Source organism: Peribacillus sp. NPDC056705 (genome assembly GCF_043656335.1).
In genome coordinates this window covers 401,263-424,580 of the sequence record NZ_JBHTYI010000001.1, presented here as the reverse complement: position 1 = coordinate 424,580, position 23,318 = coordinate 401,263, and the positions used below count along the sequence as shown (strand labels likewise).

The 23,318-nt window shown below is 42.0% G+C and carries 26 protein-coding genes; 6 read left to right on the top strand and 20 right to left on the bottom strand.

Features of this window, described 5'->3' with window-relative positions:
* Positions 1-84: 84 nt before the first annotated feature.
* The 5 genes from thrB to yutH all read right to left on the bottom strand — a co-directional run bounded on the left by thrB (position 85) and on the right by yutH (position 5,593).
* Positions 85-1,029, bottom strand: coding sequence for a homoserine kinase (thrB, locus tag ACFRAK_RS02000; RefSeq protein ID WP_394571215.1), 945 nt, complete (start codon positions 1,027-1,029; stop codon positions 85-87).
* On the bottom strand, positions 1,026-2,087 hold the full coding sequence (gene thrC, locus ACFRAK_RS01995; RefSeq protein WP_394571214.1) for a threonine synthase: 1,062 nt from the start codon (positions 2,085-2,087) through the stop codon (positions 1,026-1,028). Before thrC ends, thrB begins: the two co-directional genes overlap by 4 nt.
* Positions 2,084-3,382: a homoserine dehydrogenase gene (locus tag ACFRAK_RS01990; RefSeq protein WP_192206941.1), complete on the bottom strand. Its 1,299-nt coding sequence runs from the start codon at positions 3,380-3,382 to the stop codon at positions 2,084-2,086. The genes thrC and ACFRAK_RS01990 overlap by 4 nt, the downstream gene beginning before the upstream one ends.
* Positions 3,383-3,572: 190 nt before the next feature.
* Positions 3,573-4,487, bottom strand: a complete 915-nt coding sequence (locus tag ACFRAK_RS01985) for a L,D-transpeptidase family protein (RefSeq protein WP_394571213.1) — start codon at positions 4,485-4,487, stop codon at positions 3,573-3,575.
* 104 nt (positions 4,488-4,591) lie between these two features.
* Positions 4,592-5,593 carry a spore coat putative kinase YutH gene (gene yutH / locus ACFRAK_RS01980; RefSeq protein WP_387604013.1) on the bottom strand — a complete coding sequence of 334 codons (1,002 nt, stop codon included), beginning with the start codon at positions 5,591-5,593 and terminating at the stop codon, positions 4,592-4,594.
* Between the two features lie 188 nt (positions 5,594-5,781).
* Here yutH and ACFRAK_RS01975 point away from each other — a divergent pair, with 188 nt between their 5' ends.
* Positions 5,782-6,279: a phosphatidylglycerophosphatase A family protein gene (locus ACFRAK_RS01975; protein ID WP_387604015.1), complete on the top strand. Its 498-nt coding sequence runs from the start codon at positions 5,782-5,784 to the stop codon at positions 6,277-6,279.
* Positions 6,280-6,337: 58 nt separating this feature from the next.
* On the opposite strand, the gene ACFRAK_RS01970 is transcribed toward ACFRAK_RS01975, so the two are convergent.
* From ACFRAK_RS01970 to ACFRAK_RS01960, 3 genes are read right to left on the bottom strand one after another with little or no spacing between them, the layout of a single operon-like run.
* Entirely contained in the window at positions 6,338-7,105 is a 768-nt protein-coding gene (locus ACFRAK_RS01970) for a TIGR01457 family HAD-type hydrolase (RefSeq protein ID WP_387604017.1), read from the bottom strand.
* A gap of 21 nt (positions 7,106-7,126) precedes the next feature.
* Complete coding sequence (locus tag ACFRAK_RS01965) at positions 7,127-7,564, bottom strand: DUF86 domain-containing protein (RefSeq protein WP_394571212.1); 438 nt, start codon at positions 7,562-7,564, stop codon at positions 7,127-7,129.
* Entirely contained in the window at positions 7,552-7,710 is a 159-nt protein-coding gene (locus tag ACFRAK_RS01960) for a hypothetical protein (protein ID WP_394571210.1), read from the bottom strand. Before ACFRAK_RS01960 ends, ACFRAK_RS01965 begins: the two co-directional genes overlap by 13 nt.
* Positions 7,711-7,988: 278 nt before the next feature.
* Between ACFRAK_RS01960 and ACFRAK_RS01955 the strand changes: the two genes are divergently transcribed.
* Both ACFRAK_RS01955 and ACFRAK_RS01950 read left to right on the top strand, forming a co-directional pair.
* On the top strand, positions 7,989-8,255 hold the full coding sequence (locus tag ACFRAK_RS01955) for a DUF3055 domain-containing protein (RefSeq protein WP_098371475.1): 267 nt from the start codon (positions 7,989-7,991) through the stop codon (positions 8,253-8,255).
* 70 nt (positions 8,256-8,325) lie between these two features.
* Positions 8,326-8,613 carry a cytosolic protein gene (locus ACFRAK_RS01950; RefSeq protein ID WP_387705441.1) on the top strand — a complete coding sequence of 96 codons (288 nt, stop codon included), beginning with the start codon at positions 8,326-8,328 and terminating at the stop codon, positions 8,611-8,613.
* Between the two features lie 31 nt (positions 8,614-8,644).
* Here ACFRAK_RS01950 and ACFRAK_RS01945 read toward each other — a convergent pair whose 3' ends face one another.
* Positions 8,645-8,920, bottom strand: a complete 276-nt coding sequence (locus ACFRAK_RS01945) for a YutD family protein (protein WP_076368161.1) — start codon at positions 8,918-8,920, stop codon at positions 8,645-8,647.
* Positions 8,921-9,033: 113 nt separating this feature from the next.
* Here ACFRAK_RS01945 and ACFRAK_RS01940 point away from each other — a divergent pair, with 113 nt between their 5' ends.
* Entirely contained in the window at positions 9,034-9,696 is a 663-nt protein-coding gene (locus ACFRAK_RS01940; protein WP_387604023.1) for a YhcN/YlaJ family sporulation lipoprotein, read from the top strand.
* A 38-nt stretch (positions 9,697-9,734) separates the two neighbouring features.
* Here the strand turns inward: ACFRAK_RS01940 and lipA are convergent, their stop codons facing one another.
* Entirely contained in the window at positions 9,735-10,649 is a 915-nt protein-coding gene (gene lipA / locus ACFRAK_RS01935; RefSeq protein WP_063234033.1) for a lipoyl synthase, read from the bottom strand.
* Positions 10,650-10,836: 187 nt separating this feature from the next.
* Here lipA and ACFRAK_RS01930 point away from each other — a divergent pair, with 187 nt between their 5' ends.
* Together ACFRAK_RS01930 and yunB are read left to right on the top strand one after the other, a co-directional pair.
* Positions 10,837-11,826, top strand: a complete 990-nt coding sequence (locus ACFRAK_RS01930; protein WP_387604025.1) for a M23 family metallopeptidase — start codon at positions 10,837-10,839, stop codon at positions 11,824-11,826.
* Between the two features lie 86 nt (positions 11,827-11,912).
* A complete protein-coding gene (yunB, locus tag ACFRAK_RS01925; RefSeq protein ID WP_394571209.1) occupies positions 11,913-12,662 on the top strand; it encodes a sporulation protein YunB in 750 nt (249 codons plus the stop codon).
* A gap of 23 nt (positions 12,663-12,685) precedes the next feature.
* On the opposite strand, the gene ACFRAK_RS01920 is transcribed toward yunB, so the two are convergent.
* From ACFRAK_RS01920 to sufC, 10 genes are all read right to left on the bottom strand, one after another.
* Positions 12,686-13,783, bottom strand: coding sequence for an HD-GYP domain-containing protein (locus ACFRAK_RS01920; protein WP_260285725.1), 1,098 nt, complete (start codon positions 13,781-13,783; stop codon positions 12,686-12,688).
* A 179-nt stretch (positions 13,784-13,962) separates the two neighbouring features.
* Positions 13,963-14,265, bottom strand: coding sequence for a YunC family protein (locus ACFRAK_RS01915; protein ID WP_387604028.1), 303 nt, complete (start codon positions 14,263-14,265; stop codon positions 13,963-13,965).
* A gap of 56 nt (positions 14,266-14,321) precedes the next feature.
* Complete coding sequence (locus ACFRAK_RS01910) at positions 14,322-15,713, bottom strand: bifunctional metallophosphatase/5'-nucleotidase (protein ID WP_387604030.1); 1,392 nt, start codon at positions 15,711-15,713, stop codon at positions 14,322-14,324.
* Between the two features lie 16 nt (positions 15,714-15,729).
* The gene (locus ACFRAK_RS01905; protein WP_394571208.1) at positions 15,730-16,557 is read right to left on the bottom strand and encodes a sulfite exporter TauE/SafE family protein; all 828 of its coding nucleotides are present in this window, start codon (positions 16,555-16,557) and stop codon (positions 15,730-15,732) included.
* Between the two features lie 83 nt (positions 16,558-16,640).
* Positions 16,641-17,489 (bottom strand): DUF72 domain-containing protein, encoded by an 849-nt coding sequence (locus ACFRAK_RS01900; protein ID WP_394571207.1) that lies wholly within the window; start codon positions 17,487-17,489, stop codon positions 16,641-16,643.
* Between the two features lie 197 nt (positions 17,490-17,686).
* On the bottom strand, positions 17,687-19,084 hold the full coding sequence (gene sufB, locus ACFRAK_RS01895; protein ID WP_260285730.1) for a Fe-S cluster assembly protein SufB: 1,398 nt from the start codon (positions 19,082-19,084) through the stop codon (positions 17,687-17,689).
* A 55-nt stretch (positions 19,085-19,139) separates the two neighbouring features.
* Positions 19,140-19,568 (bottom strand): Fe-S cluster assembly sulfur transfer protein SufU, encoded by a 429-nt coding sequence (gene sufU / locus ACFRAK_RS01890; protein ID WP_387604036.1) that lies wholly within the window; start codon positions 19,566-19,568, stop codon positions 19,140-19,142.
* Positions 19,558-20,787, bottom strand: a complete 1,230-nt coding sequence (locus tag ACFRAK_RS01885; protein WP_141992867.1) for a cysteine desulfurase — start codon at positions 20,785-20,787, stop codon at positions 19,558-19,560. The genes sufU and ACFRAK_RS01885 overlap by 11 nt, the downstream gene beginning before the upstream one ends.
* Positions 20,787-22,088 (bottom strand): Fe-S cluster assembly protein SufD, encoded by a 1,302-nt coding sequence (sufD, locus tag ACFRAK_RS01880; RefSeq protein WP_387604040.1) that lies wholly within the window; start codon positions 22,086-22,088, stop codon positions 20,787-20,789. The genes ACFRAK_RS01885 and sufD overlap by 1 nt, the downstream gene beginning before the upstream one ends.
* A 15-nt stretch (positions 22,089-22,103) precedes the next feature.
* Positions 22,104-22,889, bottom strand: a complete 786-nt coding sequence (gene sufC, locus ACFRAK_RS01875) for a Fe-S cluster assembly ATPase SufC (RefSeq protein ID WP_034310141.1) — start codon at positions 22,887-22,889, stop codon at positions 22,104-22,106.
* Between the last annotated feature and the right edge of the window lie 429 nt (positions 22,890-23,318).

Below are 23,318 nucleotides of genomic sequence, written 5' to 3'. Positions count from 1 at the left end.
CTGACTCGGCTTTTGCCCTATCAAATGAATTGATACGGCTTGATGCGAGTCAGCTTTTTTATTTGGACAGCAAATGAACAAGGCTTACGATTTCAAAAATTTCAATTCCTTTTTTTCCTGTTCTGAAAGGATTGCCGTATAACTGCCATCATTATCGATTTCCAATTCTTTCACAAGAAATTCCGGAAACCTTTCCTTCAATCCAGTGAGCAAACCTTCACTTTTTTCTGCCGATGCCAAGCATAAAACAGTTGGTCCCGCTCCGCTTAATGCTGCACCAAATCCGCCTTCATTAAGGACAACCTCTTCTATAAGCGCTAAATGAGGGACTAACTCCGCTCTATATGGTTGATGGAAACGATCACTTTGCATCATTTCACCAACAAGCTTCCAATCTTTTGATAGAACACCCGCCAGCAAAACATTTGCGGCTGCACTTCCACTTATTGAATCTTTATAGGAAAGCGAATTCGGAAGGACATTTCTTGAATCCTCAGTAAGCAATTCAAAATTGGGAATGACAGCAATCACCTTAACTCCCTCGATTGGAAACGATACGACATCCGTTCTTTCATCCGTATGAAGGCCCACGACCAATCCACCATACACAGATGCCCCCGCATTATCCGGATGTCCTTCAAAGAGGGAAGCATGCCTATTCTTCTCATCATCGGATAAATGCAGTTCACCAACGATGTTCGCCAATTCAATCCCCGCCACAATGGCAGAGGCACTGCTTCCAAGACCCCGCGCCAGCGGAATTTCGCTAGAGACGAAAAGCCTGCATGGGGATAGTTCCTTTCCATAGTAAGCCGCCGTTTCCTTGGCAATCTGGACGATATAATTACGATCATCCCTTGGAAAAACAGACATTTCCTCTGAAAGCGGAACGACTTCCCAATGATCTGATGAAGATCCGTGTATTTCCAGGTAAAGTCCTAACGCCAAGCCGATGGAATCGAATCCCGGGCCTAAGTTGGCTGTACTTGCTGGTACACGGATCAAGAACATCTCCGATTCTGCACTCATGCCTGCTTCACACCCTGCAGATGTTCTAAAATGACTTCTTCGTCCATTGGCAGCAATGTCGGCTGAATTGTACTTGTATCGACAGCCACATTCGGATCTTTCAATCCATTTCCAGTCAATACAGCAACAATCTTACTTCCTTTTTTGATTTCACCGTTTTTTAGTTGTTTATAGATACCTGCAATGGAAGCACAAGATGCCGGCTCTGCAAATACCCCTTCTTTTTTAGCAAGGAAATGATAGGCTTCCAGAATTTCTTCGTCTGTCACCTCATCAATTTTGCCTTTGGATTCATTTGCTGCTTCCACAGCAAAGTTCCAACTTGCAGGATTTCCAATCCGGATGGCTGTTGCAATCGTTTCTGGACTTTCAATGATGCTATCCCGGACAATTGCAGCCGCACCTTCAGCTTCGAACCCTCTCATTTCAGGAAGGCCCGTTTGTTTCGATTCGTTATATTCTTTAAAGCCTTTCCAGTAAGCAGTTATATTACCTGCATTCCCGACAGGAAGCGCCAAAATATCCGGTGCCGAGCCGAGAGCATCACAAATTTCGAATGCCGCTGTCTTCTGCCCTTCAATCCGGTATGGGTTGACCGAATTCACAAGAGTTATCGGTGAGCTCTCACTAAGTGAACGAACGATTTTTAAAGCTTGGTCGAAGTTCCCTTCGATCGAGATGATTTCCGCTCCATACATAACGGCTTGGGCAAGCTTGCCCATGGCTATTTTACCTTCCGGGATGACAACGATACAGCGCAGGTTGGCACGGGCCGCATAAGCTGCTGCAGCTGCTGATGTATTCCCGGTGGAAGCACAGATGATCGTGTCGCTGCCCTCTTCTATCGCCTTGGCGACAGCCATGACCATTCCGCGGTCTTTAAATGATCCAGTTGGATTTGCCCCTTCATACTTTACATGTAAGTCGATTCCCCACTCTTCGGATAACCGATTCAGTCTGATTAAAGGAGTATTACCCTCCAAAAGGGTTAGTCCAGGTGTGTTTTCATTAACGGGTAAAAAATCTTTATACGTGCTTATAAGTCCTTGCCAGCTCATTTGATGTCCTCTCCTTCAACTCTGTATGTGCTTTTCACTTCTCTTACCATATTGTAATCATTTAATTTCTGTATTATTTGCTCAAATGCAGCCTTTGTGGCAGTATGCGTAACCAATACGATTTCGGAAGATTCCTTTTCATCCAGGGGCAATTGAAGGATTTTATCGAATCCTACCCCATGCTCGGCAAATAAATTCGTGATTTTGGCTAAAACGCCGACTTCATCTTGAACATGTAATCGAATGAAGAATTTAGCGAAAATCTCAGTACCATCTTTCAATTGTTTCGGGTACTGAGGTGAAACGGCACTGCGGCCATTTACGCCCAGCCTCATATTCTTAATGACCGTCACCATATCCGAAACGACTGCAGTCGCAGTAGGAAGACTGCCAGCCCCCGGTCCGTAAAACATCGTTTCCCCTACGGCTTCCCCATAAACGTATACTGCATTATACTCATTATTTACCGATGCCAGCGGATGTGCTTCAGGAAGCAGTGCAGGCTGGACACTTACTTCGACCCTATCCCCTGCCCTGGAAGCTACACCGATCAATTTCATTGTATAACCAAGCTTCTTGCTATATCTCAAATCCTCTTCGGATATCTCGGTAATGCCCTGTACCTCAACATCATTCAAGCCAATGTTCATGGAGAACCCGAGTGTGGAAAGGATCGCCATTTTTCGTGCCGCATCCAAACCGCCTACATCGGCTGTCGGATCAGCTTCAGCAAATCCCAGCTCCTGAGCTTCCTTCAATACGTCATCATAAGCTCTGCCTTCCTTGCTCATTTTCGTTAAAATGAAGTTTGTCGTTCCATTGACGATTCCCATCATTTTCGTGATGCGGTCAGAAGATAATCCATCCACAAGCCCGCGTAAAATCGGGATTCCCCCTGCAACACTTGCTTCATAGAACAAATCACATTGATTCTCGGTGGCCAATTCCAGCAATTCCGGTCCATATAAAGCCATTAGGTCTTTATTGGCCGTAACGATATGCTTTTTATTCTTTATTGCCTCTATCAGATAACCGCGTGTTTCTTCGATTCCACCCATCACTTCTATTACAACATCAATCTCGGGATTCGAAAGGATATCCTCGGGATTGTCTGTTAATATACCTTTATCGATCTCGATAAGCCTCTCCTTCGTCGTATCTTTGACTAGTATCTTCTTAATGGATATGGAACAGCCCACTTGGTGCATGAGCTTGTCCTGATGGCTTTCAATGATTTGTACGACTCCTGATCCAACTGTACCTAACCCCAATAAACCGATCGAGATGGCTTTCATATTTCTGTTCCCCCTTAAAAACTGTTTTCCTGAAGAAGACGTTTGTATTTGTATAGTAGACATTATAAGTTTAATTCATATAATTATCAATAGTTAGAAAAGATGGATGCACGAACTTTTTTCGTCCATCCCTTGAACGAGTAAGGACGGGTAAAGCTAAATTTTTTATGGCAAACCATTTTGATGATTATTACTTAACGCTCTTCAATGAATCATTAGTGCCCATTACAATATGTGGCTTTTGAACGGGATCCATCCATTTCAGTATACTGACGACATTCTTTTCGGCCGTGGCTGTACATCCAGCCGTCGGTTTTGTACTCCCTCTCCATATATGAAGGAAGATTGCACTTCCTTTTCCTTTTACGATGGGATTCGTATTATAATTGATGACAGCCCCATACTTATAGAGTTCATGATTCATCCTTTCGAAAGACTTCCATTTAACTGCAGGATTTCCTTTGTAGGTTTTCCACTTGTTATAATCTGTGGATGTCTGATCATCAACCCAGTAGTCATATTTAGTTGTTTTCTTATAACTCATTTTCACTCCTGCCGGCTTCGTTTCGCTTCCAAAGGCCGTACCAAATGAATAAATCCCGACCGGGGATTTCCCATCACCCTCTTTTTTGCTCTTCGTGAAGCCATTCTTCCCAATGACACCCTCCATCTTCTTCAATGCCCGGCGCCATTCCCCTTGTTTCTTCTCATAAGTTTGGATCGTGACCTTCGTATCACTCATCGCTTTACCTGTCACAGATACAATTTGGTTAACGCCTTTTCTCCCATCGAATTTCTTCAAAATGGCTTTTTCACCGGAACTGAACACCTCTTTTGCATCTGCCATATTGATATATGCGGTCCTATTTGAGTGACAGACCTTATACCAGTTACCGGTTCTTCCGCTTGCCGATAATTCTTTATTTTTCTTATAAGTTTTTAACGTTTTACTTGCAGCCGACGCCTTTTCCTTCACATCCGCATCAGACTTCGTGACAATCTTGAATTGAGTTGCTTCGCAGCCCGTTTTCGTTTCAGCTTTCGCAAGATTTGCCGCTTGGATGATTAAAAGGGTTATAAAGGCGGCCATCATCAATCTTTTCATGGTCCCATCCTTCCGTAGTGATCAATATCTAATTATTCTAAAAAATCTTGTTATCATCATAACATAGTAAGTAAGAATGAATCATATTTCTTTCCCGTTTTTATCTAAATCCAGTCAATTTTAGGCAGATCATATTGCTTGGCAGGGATCTCTGCCAATTCATAAAAATGTTTGAGGAAAGACTCATATTGTTGGGAGGATTTCGTGATCGAATATATTTTATCCTCCAATTGGTTCGACCTTGATTCCGTCGTTTTTGAAAAATACTCTTCCACCGTTTCAAAATAATGAATGGGAAATAGCATCCTCGAATATAATAACCGGGCCGAAAAGCTGGAGAACGGTTCTATGGACTGATATTCGTGAAAGAAATGGGCAATTCCCCGCTGATGGGTATGCACATTTTGAAAATAATGTTCCCTCACCCATTCCGCGACATCCCTGGTTCCGTGGTCAAATACCCAATCGAACGGATTTTTCATCCACTTATTGCTTTTCCACGTATCATGTAAAAAACGTTCATAACATACCGTTCCACTATCGACAATTTGCGGGGTATCATCGATTTCCGTGTCGACTAAATATTGAATCGCATTTTCACCTAGGACCATATAATAGGGAAAGGTTTCTATAAATAATTTTTCAAACTGGTTATCAGGATGGGCGATGAGCTTATCCCGCCAAATCTTTTCTAACTGATCGATCCTTTGTTCCCAGAGTTCTTTCCATTTACCGATCCTTGAACATGTACGAATCGTATCATTAATCGTTCTCCCACGCTGATGGAATCTTGCCAGACGCCTTCCTGGGTTGAAATTTCTCGGACCTTCCAATGCCTGATTGGCAAGAAGGACGAATAATTGTTCATCCGCTTCCGAAACATAGCTTCCATGATTGGCAAGGACAAAGGCGGATACGTGACGATCACCTTGTGAAATCAGATGTTGAGACATTTTATAACGTTCCACTAATTCCTCCTGCTCCATATTTTCTATGGGAACGATACTGTACACCATATTTCCTGAACGGAAGCTTGGAAACCTGACATTGGTTTCTTCAAGCTCCACCTGTATCCCATAATTATTAAAAATGATTTCTTCTATCATGGAATGGCCCCCCTCATCAAATGGATATAATAGAAATATTGGACATCATACTCTTATATATATGTGGAATAACCCGTTTTCTGAATGATTATCGAAACCTTATTAGAAATTCCAATCAAAACGTTTAATCAAATCAAACTATCTGCATTAGAACCTTCCCTTTAAAATATAGAGAAATGGGTGATGACATGGCTAATATCGAACAATCAATGTCTGAAAAAACGGCTCGAAAATGGCTAATTGACCGAGGAGTGAAATTGGAGGATATCGCTGAGCTTGTCATGTATTTACAATCAGGCTACCATGAAAATCTCCAAATGTCCGATTGCCTTCACAACGTCGAACGTGTCCTTTCAAAACGCGAAGTCCAAAATGCCATCCTTACCGGCATTCAGTTGGATATTCTAGCTGAGAAAAAACTGCTCGAGGAGCCATTACAGAGCATCATTGAAATAGATGAAGGCCTATATGGGGTCGATGAAATATTGGCATTTTCAATTGTGAATGTTTATGGATCCATCGGCTTTACCAATTATGGTTTCATCGATAAACAAAAGCCGGGTATCTTAAAATATTTAAACGATAAAAGCACGGGTAAGGTGAACACCTTTTTAGATGATATTGTTGGGGCAATTGCAGCTGCCGCTTCAAGCCGGCTTGCTCATAGAACCGAACATGGGGAATAGTAAACTTATGATATTCACGACAAAAAAACCAGGGCTGCATTCGCAGGCCTGGTTTTTTTCATTCGAAGCGCCATAAGTCGAGGGTGTCCACTACATGCGTCGGCTGCTTCTTATATTGCTTTAAGCGTTCTTTTGTCGTTACGCCAGTATGTACAAGCAGTGTATCGATCCCTGCATTGATCCCGGCAAGGATATCCGTATCATAGTTATCTCCAACCATGATTGTCTCTTCTTTAGGTACCCCTAGTACTCTTAGAGCTTGCTCGACTATGACGGATTCAGGTTTTCCGATGAAAATCGGCTGTACCTGGGTCGAAACGGAAACTACTGAGGTCAAGGCACCATTCCCCGGTAAAAGGCCTTGCTCTGTAGGAATGGCAATATCACCATTGGTCGAAATGAAAACAGCGCCATTTCTTACAGCAAGACAGGCTTTTGATAATTTTTCATAATTGACCCCGCGGTCGATGCCCATTACCAGAAAGTCTGGATGCTCTTCCACAAGCTTCATTCCTTTTTCCTTAAGAGCCTCGATGATGCCTTCTTCACCTACCACATAAACCGATGCATCTTTCTTTTGTTCAGCAATGTAATTGGCAGTGGCCATGCTTGTCGTGAAAACCTGGTCATCTTCCGTCGATATACCGATGCTTCTCAATTTATCAGCCACCTGTGCCGGAGTCCGGGATGAATTATTTGTGACGAATAAATAAGGGATATCCCTTTTCCTTAGGTCATTAATAAACCCTGCGGCTTCCGCAATTTGTTCAGTCCCGCGATACATGGTGCCATCCAAGTCAATTAAATATCCTTTATACGACTTCATTTGAATTCGCCTTCCTAACTGCTAGTTTTTAAAAGCTGATACAGGTCCCAATTCATTTGTTAAATAGTTCCTCACCAAATCCGGGAATTGCTTGAATGCCTCGATATTTTCCGAAAATACGGCATGCAGTTCTTCGTGATTCACTTCAATGAAGTCTTGAACCAGCATTTTCCTTAGCGGCAACACCTTTTTGAATTGTATCGCTTCTTCTTCAGAAATGACTTTTTCATCTTGAAGGATATCGATAATATCTTCATAACTTCCTGGATCACGCATAATAAAACCATCAATTACCGCATTTCCTACGTCCAATACGGAATCGATGGAAGTTTGTATGAGCCTTTCAGCGATAAGTTCCGAAAGATCTCCATCCCAATTATCATGCCCTTCAAAAAGTCCAAGCTGCTTTTCAAGAAAACCTAATATTTGTTCAATCTTTTGGCGGTCTACAAAGTACATTTTTTTCCAGATCCTTTCTGATCTAAGATGATATAGGGAATCATTGGTTGAAATAGCGGCATAATAAACCCCTGTGCCGAACCAACCTTATTCCTTGATAATACCATAGCTTCTCCCTTACTCTCAATTCCTTCAACCACAACCATTGTACCATCCAATAACTAACAGAAGCGGGTGTGTTACACATTGCCTTTTCTATGGGGGCGTTTCCCAAGATCAACTCCAAGAAAAACAATTCACGATCCCATTTATATTCTTACCATTTTCATTTAATCGATGAACGCTTATGATTGCCGGAGGCTCCTTAGGCTCATGAGGAGCCACGCGGTTCTCAGGCAGAAGCCCCGAAAATGTTTGTTCCCCAATTGAAGTCACCTTTGTTATGATGGAACTACAAATATGAAGATAAGAAGGGAATGATACTATGGAAGATCGTTTTTATTTATACAATGACGTCGTTGATTCAAAAACCCGGTTCATAAGCTTCATGGGAGAGGAATCAAGATTCGATCTGGCCATCACGACCACCGATCGTTTTTATGGAAAGAAGCTTGTCTTAAATATGCAGAGTAATCGTTTCGCGATTATTGGGCCTGATGATTTAGAAGAGGAAGGCTATCTTGAGCATGCCTTTCAGTTATCAGAAGCGGAAGCCGAAGAGCTGCGTCACTTTTTAATGGAAATCGTCTGAGAGCTGAAGTTTTTTATCTTAAACGGGAAACCTACTGAATGTAAGATCGATTACATGAGGGGGGATTATCTTGGACAAAGAAGAATACCACGATTTTTCCAATGTCGAAAAACAGAGGGATTATTTAATTCCTGAAGAATTTCCCGAAGGGCCTTTTGGATCAGCCATAGCAAAAGATGCACCAGTTCAGAATAAAAACACCCCTTGGCAGGAAGGGCAACGATATCAAAGTGCCTTTAATTATGAAAATAAGTCGTTGCACGAAAATTTACCTCGAAAATATCCTGGTGCTCATCCGACACATGATGATTCAGAAAAAGATGAACAGCCTCCATATAAAGGATATGGCAGCTCTTAACACGGAAAGGCCAGAGAGAATTCTGGCCTTTTTATTTCTTTATTTTCTTTACGACGAAATAAGGACAGCCAAAATTGCAGTATTCATATAAATATTCACTAAGCGTACTTATTTTCGTATCAAAGGTCGCTTTCTGATTATTATCGTCAAAAAATCCACGCAGTCTCAATTGCCCATAACCCCAATCCCCTACTATATAATCATACTTCGTTAAAATCTCACTGTATCTGGCCTTAAACGCTTCTTCGTTATAGCCTTCCCTTTCATTCTCAATTATTTCATAGGTCATGTTATTAATGTTAATCATTGTTTTCACCTCTCATATATACATTCCTTCTTTAAATTATAACTGATTCCCCATCAATTACTAAGCGAAAAATAGAGAAATATGTTCATCCTAAAGTTACGGGGGTGTTATTGATGAAGAAAACAATAATAACGATAGGTTTAAGTTCGATTATTGCACTTACCGGATGTGCTGATAAAGCAAAAGATCAGGGGCTTGGTGCAAAAAACAATGCCGGTAACCCAACAAACGTAAATAATCCCACTCAATATTATGACGAGGATTATCGTAATAATGACAATAAAAGTGATGATTTCGGTTTTACCCGCACAAATAGTGCAACCATTGATGGCCGTAACATTTCCAACAAAGCAGCTTCCATTGACCGTGAACAACTATCTGATGTCATTTCTAAACTGAGTGTTCAGATTCCGAATGTCAATGATGCCGCTACCCTCGTTACTGATGAGGAAGTGCTTGTCGTATATGATACCAATGCCAAGGATCGGACGGAAACCGCAGACCAAGTTAAACGCACTGCCATGTCCGTCGTGCCTCGCTATTATCATGTTTACGTCAGTGATGATTATCAAGCCCTTGCCCAAGATGTCGAGAACTTCTCTACTTTGAAATCCGGCAGCAAAGGGATTGACTATACGATCGAACAAACCATCAAACGAATGCTGAAGTCGCCGCAAGGTTACAAAATGAGTGACGAAGAAAATGAAAACGGGGAAATGGTTAACGATAAAAGAGATCATCACGATAACATCCATCAAAAAATGGATAACCGTTAATAAAAAAGGACCGAATTTTTTCGGTCCTTTATTTCACTCTATTTCAATAATTCTTCACCTTTGTTTTGCTTATGTTTTGCCGCAGCATTAACCTGTTCATCCGCATGGTAGGATGAACGGACAAGCGGACCGGACTCACAATGGCTGAAGCCTTTTTCCAATGCACGTTCCTTCAGCTCGGCAAATTCCTCAGGCGTGTAGTATTTCAGCACCTTTAAATGCTTTTTAGTCGGCTGCAAATACTGGCCGATCGTCATGATATCCACATTATTAGCCCTTAAGTCATCCATGGTCTCGAGGATTTCTTCCCGCGTTTCACCCAAACCTACCATTAAACTGGACTTTGTCGGGATTTCCGGATACAGTTCCTTGGCTCTTCTTAAAAGCTCCAATGAACGTTCGTATTTGGCCTGAGCCCGTACACGGTCGGATAAACTTCTGACAGTCTCTATATTATGGTTCAGGATATCTGGTTTAGCATCCATCAAAGTCTTGATATTTTCAAACACCCCGCCCATATCGGACGGTAATACTTCAATTGATGTAAAAGGATTTTTCCGTCGGATGGCACGGACGGTTTCAGCGAAAACTTCAGCGCCTCCATCCTTTAAATCATCACGGGCAACAGCTGTAATGACGACATGCTTTAAATTCATCAAAACAACTGAATCGGCAACACGCTCCGGTTCAGCCCAGTCCAATTCATTTGGACGTCCGGTTGTAACAGCACAAAAGCGGCAAGCCCTTGTACAAATCTCACCTAAGATCATGAAAGTAGCCGTCCTTCTCACTGCCCAGCATTCGTGAATATTCGGACATTTTGCCTCTTCACAGACGGTATGAAGATTTTTCTCGCGCATCATATTTTTTAAACCGAGGTAATTTTCGTTAGTATTAAGCTTTATTTTCAACCAATCTGGTTTACGAAGAATTTCTTTATTTGTAGAAGACATGAAAATGCCACTCCATTCTATAGAAATTAACACACCCTACTTTAACAATAAAAAAGCATTTATACAAGTTATAGTTGGTTTCCCATTATTTATTTTTCATGTTTATAGCTAAATCAGCAAAACTATAAAAGATGGATGGACTGATGTCTTTTAAATACGGAAAATGTCATGAAAGGAGCCTGCCCCGTTGAAAAAATTATTCCTTATTACCATAACATGTTTGTTTATTTTGAATGCACCAGGCCAAGTGGCTGATGCTGCCGATGCCCCAGATGTATATGCCGGGAGGATCGAGCTATATAAAAATATGGAGGCCACCCTTCAAATCCCGTGGTATTACCTTGCTGGGGCTGATCAATATGAGCACAGCCTCAGGGCTGCACGAAGGGATTTGGAGCCGGCAAAGGGTTTAATTGGCATCCACATCGAGCCTTCAAAGTGGAGCGGGGCCCTCAATCCTGATTTAAACGACGTGAACCCGCTCACGATCGCATTTTTTGATGGGCTGGGCCATGATGGTGATGGTGATGGCAAAGCTGATATCACGAATGATACAGATCGATTGTATGCGTTTTCGAGGCATCTCCAATCTTATGGTGCTGATGAAGATAATATCCGGATCGGCTTGTGGAATTATTATAAACGAGATAAAGCCGTCAGCATCATTATCGGCAATGCCGAGATTTATAAAAAATATGGCCGGTTGGATCTACATGAAAAAGCCTTCCCGGTTCCAGTACGCACTCATTATACGTACTTAAATACATGGGGAAGCGCTCGTGGATGGGGCGGAAGGAGAATCCATGAGGGCACTGATATTTTTGCGGATTATAGCCTTCCCGTTCGTTCCACGAGCTATGGGATCATTGAAATGAAAGGCTGGAATAAATTCGGCGGTTGGCGGATTGGGATACGGGATTTAAATAATACCTATCATTACTTTGCCCATTTAAGCGGCTTTGCCAAGGGGTTGAAAGTCGGACAAATCGTCGAGCCAGGACAAGTCATCGGAGGTGTCGGCAGTACAGGTTACGGCCCTCCAGGAACTTCCGGAAAATTCCCTCCACATCTTCATTACGGAATGTACAAAGACAACGGAATTACAGAATGGAGCTTTGACCCTTACCCCTATTTAAGATTATGGGAAAGGAAGGATCTGGCTAAAAAACAAAAGTGAGCGGCGTGAATTTTACGCTGCTTTTTTTTGATTCGAACATAAACCCCCAAACTTGATGCATAGTTATTAGTAAAGGGGGCTAAAGCGTGTTCCGAAAAAGATTTCGAACGAAGAAATTCCGAAAAAAGGGGCCTCTTCCCACCCGAAAAGTATTTCTCTATTCATTTATCCTGTTTATCATATCAAGCATCATGACCCTTTGGTACGTGGACAAATCAATCGAACCCGTGATCATGAGTGTAGCCGAATATGAAATCAAACGGATTGCAACGGAAACGATTCATGAATCTGTCGATGAGAATATAGCGAAGGTTGATATGAACAAAATCATCACCAGCACCAAGGGCGATAAGGACTCAAGCTCTTCCTATAGCTTCAATCCGGTCATATACAGTGAATTGCGGGCTAACATTACGAATGATATTCAAGAAAAACTTGGCATCAAACAGGGAAACCCTTTTAAAACAGGTTCAGCCAAAATAAATGATGAACAATATAAAAGTGTGGTCTATTATATACCTTTTGGTGTCGTAACCGGGAATAACCTCCTTTCCAATTACGGCCCTGAAATCCCAGTGAAAATGTCGGTCATCGGGAATGTTGAATCGGATTTGAGGACAAAACTGACAAACGCAGGCATCAATAATGTTTATTATGAATTGATTGTGGATTTCGATGTCAATATTCAAATCGTCATCCCCTCCTTCACAAAGGAGACCAAGGTGAGCCAGGAAGTGACAGTCGGAAGCCTGCTGATCGAAGGCGATGTTCCAAGTTATTTTAGTAACGGAAACGGTTCGGTGGCACCTCCCATCATGAAGGAAAACAAGGAATGAAAAAAACCAGCTTATCCTTGAGGTTAGGCTGGTTCTTGTATATTAAGACATTTCATGATAAGCAAATGCAGGTTTTTATTCAAGTCCACTTCATACGGCTCTTTGATTTGCTCCCCATCTTCTTCAAGAATCCTTATCATGGGACGGTCTCCTATCCCCTCGTTCTGAGCGGATACTACCCCTTTCCTCCCATCATTCAATTCAACGGATAGACCATTAGGGTAAATGGCAACCGCCCGGCGGAAAGCCTCGATGACCGTATTGTCGAACTTTTTGCCGACTCCGGCATAAAGGACTTCCAATCCTTGATGCGGCAGCATGGCCTTACGGTAAGCCCGGTTGGAAGTCACGGCATCAAACACATCGGCAACGGCAATGATCTTGCAGAAATAATGGATTTTATCTCCTTTTATCCCACGGGGATACCCTGATCCATCTAACCGTTCATGGTGCTGATAGGCACAATTCGCAACTAAAAGGGACACGGCATGAACATTTTTAATTAGATGGAAACCGTAATCGGCATGTTTTTGGATTTGTTCAAACTCCTCTTCCGTCAGCTTACCCGGTTTATGGAGGATTTCCAAAGGCACGAGCATTTTGCCGACATCATGTAAAATCGCTCCCAGCCCAAGAATTTCGAGATTCTTATCATTGATTTTCAATTCCATCCCGATCGCCAGGGTATATAAGGTCACATTAAAGGAATGAGTAAAGATATAATCATCGTATGTATAAACGTCGGCCAATAAAGTCATTAACTCCTTATTCCTTTTCAGCTCGCCCATGATGTTCCGAACTATTTGAGTGAACTTGACGTTAGCCTGCTCTATCGTGAATGACCCAGCAAGGTTCATTTTGTTCTTCATGTCCAGGAAAGTGGTTTCAATCGTATTAATGGCTTCTTTTCGTAGTTTACCTGACACTGGAGGCCTGGGAATAATGTCATCCGTCCTGGAATCTTGAATGTAAACAAAGGGAATATTTAGGGACACCAGTCGATTGATCATTTTCTGCGTTAATGTAAGACCCTCGCACAATAGAATATGGCCCCGCTCATTATAGATGTTTTTACCGAGCCTCGCTCCAGGGCTTAGGGACTTTGTAATAGCTAGCCTCATACTTGTACTCCATTTCCCTATTCAATATTTGTAAATCAAACCGTTTCTTTCCTTTATAAGGATTATCGGAAAATATTTTGATAAATGAATCTGTTTGAACGCATTTATTGAAAAATATTATCAGCATTTTCTTTGATAAAAAAATAAGGCCCCCTTCAAAAATAAGAAAGCCCCCCTTTTCAAATCATTTTGATTAATGCCTCTCTACCAATCATTCCTGGATGAATGCCCTTTTCCACAGCCTCCCAGGTAACTGATTCAAGCGGCGCTTCCAATAGTTCTTCAATCGATTTAACTCCTGTGGCCCTTCCTGCAAGGATTTTACGATCTCTCAATTTATCATTCAGCAGCCCAACATCTAACGCACCGCACATTATATACCCTTTTTCGGACGCGATAGCAAGTAAATTCGTTTTGGGAAGTCGGACAGAAATGGCAAGGAATGTATGATTATCAAGAATGATTGGTATCATGTTAATCAAATGGTTTCGCCCCTCTCTTCCCCATACTCTATGAAAAAAAGGGCGAAACCGTGATTTTAGAATTTGGTGTTTGCGTATATTTTTTCCAGCTTCCACAAAAGGATATCCCGTAAGAATTCCGGTAGTAAGTATTCCTTGCGATTGGAACGCTGGATACTTGGAAAGAAGTGCCCAAACGTGAACATATCAGGTATTGCCAGTTTATAGGACTTATCCGTCTGCAGTTTCTCCCCTTTTATAAGTATCCCTTTTACGATCCCATTCTCCATTTCGTTAAATTCAATTTGTTCATAATGCATGACCCCCATGATTTTTCCGCGGAAACCGAAACCTCTCACCTGTACATGAGGCCACTCCTCATTTCTCGATTGCATCAAGATTTCTTTTAATTCATTCCCATTAACTTCAACGACGCAAGGATTGATGGGGTGTGGACAGATTCTGTGAATATCCCCTTTTGTGATAGGTCCCTTTGGCAGCCCTTCGAGCAGAAGACCGGCATTCAAAAAGGAACAATCCGCCTGAGTCCACTCCCTTAGGGCATCCACAAGGAGTTCAGTTAAAGGACTTCCTTTGAACCAATCATTATCCAGTGGTTCGGGTAACTCCACTGCAACCTGTTTTAGCGTTTCCCCTCCGGCCTGGTATATCTCTTCAATCCATGACCGTTCATTCTCCAATTCCAAAAAGTCATTGGTATCATAAAGAATGGCACTCTTATGGCTAACTTTCCTTTCCCGATTGACGGTCATTTCCACCTGTCCAACATAGAAGCCATATTTCCCTGCACCGCAAAGGAGTGTATCATTGATCAATTTACCTTGGTGGAGGATGTGGTGGGTATGTGCGCCTAGTATGATGTCGATTTCCGGAAAATCCTCTGCCATCCTCTCATCGTCATGGATGCCCAGGTGGGAAAGGATGATGATTACATCCGCCTCTTTTTTGACCTTTTCGAGTTGTGCCTTTAACTCCACGAATGGGTCTGTTATTTCCCAGCCCATCGCAGAATAAAACTTTTGAAAAAAGGCCGTCAAACCTATCATGGCAACTTTGGTGCCTTTTACCGTCGTATGTATCCAATATGGCAGCGCCCATTCCGGCCTTTCATAATCACCGTAATAAATATTGGCTGCCAAGACCTTGAACTTTGCATGATCATACAAGGAGTCTAACGCCTCATGAGGTAAAGTGATTCCTTCATTATTGCCGATGGTCACATATTGGTAGCCCGCTTCATTTAGCAGTTCAATATTTCCTTTACCCAACGTACCTTCTGTATAAGGATGCCAACGGTCCACATGATCGCCTATATCCAGTATGATCGCTTCTTCTCCCGTTTCTTGATGAAGTTGTCTTCTTTCCTTAAGAAACTTATCAATACGAGGCCAATTCTCAAAATGACTATGGAGATCATTGGTGTGATACAAATGGATGATTTCTGACATCATTTCTCCTCCTCGTTTATCCTGTAATACCTTGATATATAAGACGTAAACCAATGATTATCAGCACTATTTTCAACATATTTTCCAGCGAACCACTCTTTAGGCGCGTATTGATGAATGCGCCCAATTTAGCACCGAACCAAGCACCAGGAATCAGGGCAAAAGCATATGGCCAATTTACATTTCCAAGGGAAATATGCGTAATCGAATTAGTGATGGAAGATAGAAATACCATGAACATCGAAGTCGCTACAGCCATATGCGGAGGGAAGAAGAATAGAAGCATCATGACGGGAACCATTAAGGCCCCACCGCCAATTCCAAATAACCCAGAGCAGAATCCCACGACAAAAGAAATCAATATAGCCAACAGGGGGTGGTAACCATAGGAAAATGAATGTCCATTTTCAGTTTTATACGTTTTTACAATTTTCCCTTTTCCAGGCTTGAAAAGCATTGGCTTCAAACTATTTTTCACTAATAACACAATAGCCATGAAAACCATGAAAATTCCAAAGTACAACGAAAAAGCATCGGCGTTAAGATTTTTATTTACATTGGCCCCTATTATTCCACCAGGAGCACTGCCAATAAAAAAGATTAAGCCGGCCTTATAATCCACCACTTTATGTTTTAAATAAGATAAAGTAGAAGAAAGGCCGGTAAAAATCATGATGACTGTTGAAATACCTACGGCGACCTGAGGGGTCAGCTCATCGATAATATTCGTAGATGTACCTAAATATAAAAGAGAAGGCACAATGATAATGCCGCCGCCCAGACCGACAAGAGCGCCTATTGCTCCCGCTAATAATCCAATCCCAACTAATACTAACCATACCATGAAGAAATCCGCCTTTACCTGTTTGTGAGGATATTACCTCTCTAGCTTGTCACATCATCTCTTTATTAATTATATAATGCCCCTTAAAACAAACCAAGCTGCTTAGGAGCCAGTCCTTCATATTCTATACCAAGCAACTCAATCATTTGTTTGGCATTATCAGCAGCGTCTCCGCCTGAGTTATTATTGAATAGGACATATATCTCCTTGGATTCCTTTTCCAATTCCCTGATTTTCTCCACCCAGTCTATCAATTCCTGGTGATTATATCTATATAAGTATCTGACCTCACGCCAGTTATCACCTGAAGGAGGCCTTTGCCAACCATGCAGGTTACGGCCATGAAAGCGTATAAGGGTTCTATCATTATCGGCGGCATGCAGAACGACAGGAATGGACCCCTCTCCAGCCCGCGGCTCATCGCATACAGTATGGATCCAGCCTTCCTTTTCGATAAAGTCCAAAGTCTGCTGAAATACATTGGGCCTGTACCAGCTTTGATTCCGAAATTCAATGGCAACTGGAATATTGCCCATTTCAGCTTTGCACCATCGCAGGTAATTCACATTTTCCCGTTTACAATCAAACCATGGCGGAAACTGAAATAAGACCATCGCGAGCTTGCCGGACTTCTGATAAGCCTCTAGAGAGTCGCAAAATGCCTTGAACATTTCCTTCTTGCTTTCAAATGGGATTTCCCCACGCTGATGTCCTGTCATCCCTTGATAGGCTTTAACGACAAACTGGAATGATGCAGGCGTCTCGGATACCCACTTTTCACTGTTCCTCTTTGGCTGGACTGCATAGAATGAGGCATCCACCTCCACAACGGGAAAATGAGCACCGTACTCTTTGAGTTTATCACGCTGGGACACACCGCCATGATACAAACTATCATGATCACCCCAACCGGTCACACCAACATAAATCATCTGCATCATCACTCCTTTGGGACGGGCCCCAATTACTGAAGACCTCTTCTTTTATTATTTTTTACCCTTATTGAGTCATATCTAATCTTTGGTATAAGGGAGTGAATATCAAAAACAAAAAGCCTGCCAGACAGACCCGGCAGGCTTTTTGTATGAATGGTTATCCTGAATCGCCTTACAGGCAGGCCAGTCGGTTATTACCCGATGGATCCTTCCATTTCGAACTTGATCAGACGGTTCATTTCAACCGCATATTCCATTGGAAGTTCTTTTGTAAATGGTTCGATGAAGCCCATTACGATCATTTCCGTTGCTTCTTGCTCAGAAATTCCGCGGCTCATCAAGTAGAACAATTGTTCTTCAGATACTTTGGAAACCTTCGCTTCGTGTTCAAGGGAAATGTTATCATTCAAGATTTCATTGTAAGGGATCGTATCAGATGTAGACTGATTATCCATGATTAATGTATCACATTCAATGTTGGAACGAGCTCCATCCGCTTTACGTCCGAAATGAACGATACCACGGTATGTTACTTTACCGCCCTGTTTAGAAATTGATTTTGATACAATCGTTGAAGATGTATTAGGAGCCAGGTGAATCATTTTTGCTCCAGCGTCTTGGTGTTGGCCTTTGCCGGCAATGGCAATTGATAATGTCATACCGCGAGCGCCTTCACCTTTTAAGATGACAGCAGGATATTTCATTGTCAATTTGGAACCGATGTTACCATCGACCCATTCCATTGTTGCATTGGCATCACAAACCGCACGTTTCGTAACTAGGTTAAACACGTTGTTTGCCCAGTTTTGGATCGTCGTGTAACGGCAGTAGGCATCTTTCTTGATGACGATTTCAACAACCGCACTATGAAGGGAATTAGTCGTATAAACAGGTGCTGTACAACCTTCGACATAGTGAACGGATGCGCCTTCATCAACAATGATAAGCGTACGCTCGAATTGCCCCATGTTTTCAGAGTTAATTCGGAAATAAGCTTGAAGCGGAGTATCCACTTTTACGCCTTTTGGTACATAGATGAAAGATCCGCCTGACCAAACTGCTGAGTTCAATGCAGAGAATTTATTGTCAGTAGGCGGGATCGTTTTTCCAAAGTGCTCACGGAAGATATCTTCATTTTCACGAAGTGCTGAGTCCGTATCTTTAAACACGATACCCATTTCTTCCAATTCTTCTTTCATGCTATGGTAAACCACTTCTGATTCGTATTGAGCAGATACGCCGGCAAGATATTTTTGTTCGGCTTCAGGAATTCCCAATTTATCAAAAGTCTGTTTGATTTCATCAGGAACTTCATCCCAAGATTTCTCTGATTTCTCTGATGGCTTAACATAGTATGTGATTTCATCAAAATTCAGGCTCTGCATGTCGCCGCCCCATTGAGGCATTGGCATGTTGTAAAAATGCTCCAATGATTTCAAACGGAAATCAAGCATCCATTGCGGTTCATCCTTCATTCGAGAAATTTCTTCCACGATTTCTTTTGTCAGACCACGCTTTGAACGGAAGATGGAAACATCTTTATCCGCAAAGCCATATTTATAATCGCCGATTTCAGGCATTTTCTTTGCCATAGCTCGTATTCCTCCATTTCAAATGGCTGAATGACAACAGCTCATTTTAATTTAATTATTCCTTCAATCCCTTTTCCATGGCTTTCCAAGCTAAGGTCGCACACTTGATTCGGGCTGGGAATTTAGAGACACCTTGAAGGGCTTCAATATCCCCCAGATCCATCTCATCGTCGTATTCTTTTCCCTGGATCATTAAGGAAAAAGTCTCGGATATCGCTAGGGCAGTATCAACATCTTTGCCCTTGATGGCTTGAGTCATCATGGAAGCCGAACTCATGGATATCGAACAACCATCACCATCGAATTTAACATCGCTGACCTTGCCACCTTCTATCTTCATCGTTAAACGAATCCGATCGCCGCAAGTTGGATTATTCATATCGATAGTCATGCTTCCATCCTCTAGCATGCCCTTATTACGCGGTTTCTTATAGTGATCCATAATGACTTGTCGGTAAAGTGTATCTAGGTTATCAAAAGACATTACTGAAATACTCCTTCGTTTTAACAAGCCCGGATACGAGCTTATCAATATCTTCTTCCGTGTTATATAGATAGAAACTTGCTCTTGCCGTCGATGATACGTCCAACCATTTCATTAATGGCTGTGCGCAATGATGACCGGCGCGGACAGCAATTCCATCTGCATCAAGAACGGTAGCGACATCATGTGGATGTACGTCATTAATATTAAAGGTTATTACACCCGCACGCTTTTCTGCATCTTTAGGACCGAATATGGTCAGCCCTTCGACTGCTGACATTTTTTCCATTGCATAAGCGGCAAGCTTATGTTCATGCCGTTCAATATTATCCAAGCCGATTTCTTCCAAGAAATCAATTGCAGCACCAAGGCCGATGGCGCCGGCAATGATTGGGGTACCGCCTTCGAATTTCCACGGGAGTTCTTTCCATGTAGACTCTTGTAAACCTACAAAATCAATCATCTCTCCGCCGAATTCAATCGGCTCCATTTTTTCCAGAAGTTCTTTTTTGCCATATAATACGCCGATACCTGTTGGACCGACCATTTTATGACCTGAGAAGGCAAAGAAATCACAATCCAGATCACGGACATCGACTTTTAGGTGCGGCGTGCTTTGCGCCCCGTCGACTACCATTACGGCACCGTGTTCATGGGCAATTTTCGCGATTTCCTTCACAGGATTGATGACACCAAGTACATTCGAAACCTGCATGATGGAAACGATTTTCGTTGCGTCTGTAATCGTTGCCCTAACATCATCAAGGGAAATCGTGCAATCCTCTTGAAGCGGAATATACTTCAGTACAGCGCCTTTTTCTTTGGCAAGCTGCTGCCACGGAATGATATTACTGTGATGCTCCATGTAGGAGATGACGATTTCGTCACCCTCTTTAATATTTGCACCACCGTAACTTCTTGCTACAGTATTTAAAGAAGTCGTTGTGCCTCTTGTAAAGATGATTTCTTCTGTAGAAGAAGCATTAATGAATTTACGTACCTTTTCACGTGCACCTTCATACGCATCCGTAGCTTTTGTTCCAAGTGTATGCACCCCGCGGTGAACATTCGAGTTGTATCCGCGGTAATATTGCTCAATCGCTTCAATCACTGCAGCCGGTTTTTGAGAGGTTGCAGCACTATCTAAATAAACTAATGGCTGACCATTGACTTCTTGATCTAATATCGGAAAAAGCTTACGAATTTCGTATGGGTTCATTACTGTACTTTCCTTTCAATGACCGCTACTAATTGTTTTTTAACTCCCTCAATTGGAAGCTGGTTAACAACAGGGGCCAAGAATCCGTGAATGACAAGTCTTTCTGCTTCTTTCTTAGTAATACCACGGCTCATTAAATAATACAGTTGAAGCGGGTCGACACGACCGACGGAAGCAGCATGGCCAGCCGTTACATCATCTTCATCAATCAAGAGGATTGGATTGGCATCTCCGCGTGCTTTTTCACTTAACATTAATACGCGTGATTCTTGTTCGGCATTTGACTTTGTAGCGCCATGCTCTATTTTCCCAATTCCATTAAAAATGGAGGATGCAGCGTCTTTCATGACACCGTGCTTAAGGATATAGCCCTCAGAGCGTTTGCCATAATGAATGATCGCTGTCGTAAAGTTCTGTTTTTGTTCCCCGCGTCCGACTACAACGGATTTAGTATCACCGTGAGAGCCATCGCCCATTAGATATGTTGTATTATCTGATATCGTATTTCCATCGTTCATCATGCCAAGTGCCCACTCAATACGAGCGTCACGTCCTGCCACCCCACGGCGGTTAACGTACGTCGTGAAGCCTTTAGAAAGGGTATCGACCGCTCCGTACTCCACTTTGGCATTCGCATTTGCAAATACCTCCGTTACGATGTTGGCAACCCCTTCGTTAGACTCAACGCTTGAGAAGTAGTTCTCTACATATGTGACAGAGCTATTATCTTCCGCTACGATCAAGACATGGTTGAAAAGTGTAGCATCTGGATTATCCAATAGGAATACCGACTGGATCGGCTCTTTGATTTCTACATTTTTCGGAACATAAAGGAATGCTCCCCCATTAACTAATGCAGCATGAAGCGCCGTTAAACGATGTTCATCTACCTTAACGCCGTCTTTCATGAAATATTTTTGCACGAGCTCAGCATGGTCGCGAGCCGCTGTTAAAATATCCGTGAAAATGACGCCTTGTTCTTTCACATTTGCTGACAGATTGATATGTGCCGGCGTATTATTGCGTTGAATGTATAAGTTTTCATTTTCTTCAATGATGGATTTAATATCTTCCGGAAGCTCCTCTAAAGAAGCAAAAGCTTCACTTTCAACCGTATGAGTCTGGAAAGAAGTAAAATTCCATTTATCGATTTTCGTTTTATCCGGCTTTGGCATCGGGAGCTTTTCTAATTCAGAAAACGCTTGAATCCGAAGCTCGGATAACCAAGCTGGATCATTATTTTTAGTTGAATAGGAGCTTATATCCTCTTGTTCAAACGGTAATTTCGTTTCTGTAGTCATTGCAAATCCTCCTACTTACGCTTCTTCGCCAACAGTTTCGTCTTCAATGCCCAATTCTTGTTTAATCCAGTCATAACCTTCCGCTTCCAAGCGGGCAGCAAGTTCAGGACCGCCTGATTTAACGACACGTCCTTGCATCATAACATGTACAAAATCAGGAGTGATGTAATTTAATAGACGTTGGTAGTGAGTGATGATCAAGCATCCAAAGTCTTCTCCGCGCATTTCGTTGATTCCTTTTGAAACGACTTTAAGTGCATCGATATCTAGACCTGAATCAATTTCATCCAAGATTGCAATTTTAGGTTGGATCATCATTAATTGAAGAATCTCGTTACGTTTTTTCTCTCCGCCTGAGAATCCTTCATTCAAATAGCGTTGCGCCATATCTTCATCCATTTCAAGGAACTCCATTTTTTGGTCCATTTGACGGATGAATTTCATCAATGAAATCTCATCGCCTTCTTCACGGCGTGCATTAATGGAAGAACGCAAGAAGTCAGCATTTGTAACACCGCTGATTTCACTTGGATATTGCATAGCTAGGAATAGGCCGACACGAGCGCGCTCGTCTACTTCCATTTCCAATACATCTTCGCCATCGAAAGTGATGCTTCCGCTAGTCACTTCATATTTAGGGTGACCCATGATTGCTGATGATAAAGTGGATTTACCAGTTCCATTTGGTCCCATGATCGCATGGATTTCTCCACCTTTGACTTCAAGGTTTACCCCTTTTAAAATCTCTTTGCCTTCAATTGATACGTGAAGATCTTTAACCGTTAATGTAGAAGCTGACATAATAATACCTCCGTGAACTAATTCCAATTTTATTACCAGAAAGTAAGGATTACTTTCTTTACTGTAATTTTACGTAAAAGCATTCTCACTTTATTCTCATTCCAATTTTATAACAAATCCAATTTGGAATCAACTAAATAGATAGGGGTTTTCACTTCCGTCATGTTTAAAACCCGTCCTATTCTTACAATACTAACAGATATGGCCTGTTTACTGCATATCTATACTTATTTTAGTTTTTGTTAAAATTATCTTATTATTCAGCAAATCTTCATCCTTATTAATATATGCTCAAAGAATTCGATTGCAAGGTATGAACGTTCCGCTTTAAAAAGAAAAAATCGGACTGCCAGGCACTATGTAAGTTTATCCAATAAGGCAACCCTTATTTATGGACCACTTTCCATTTTACCTCTACAGACCGATCTT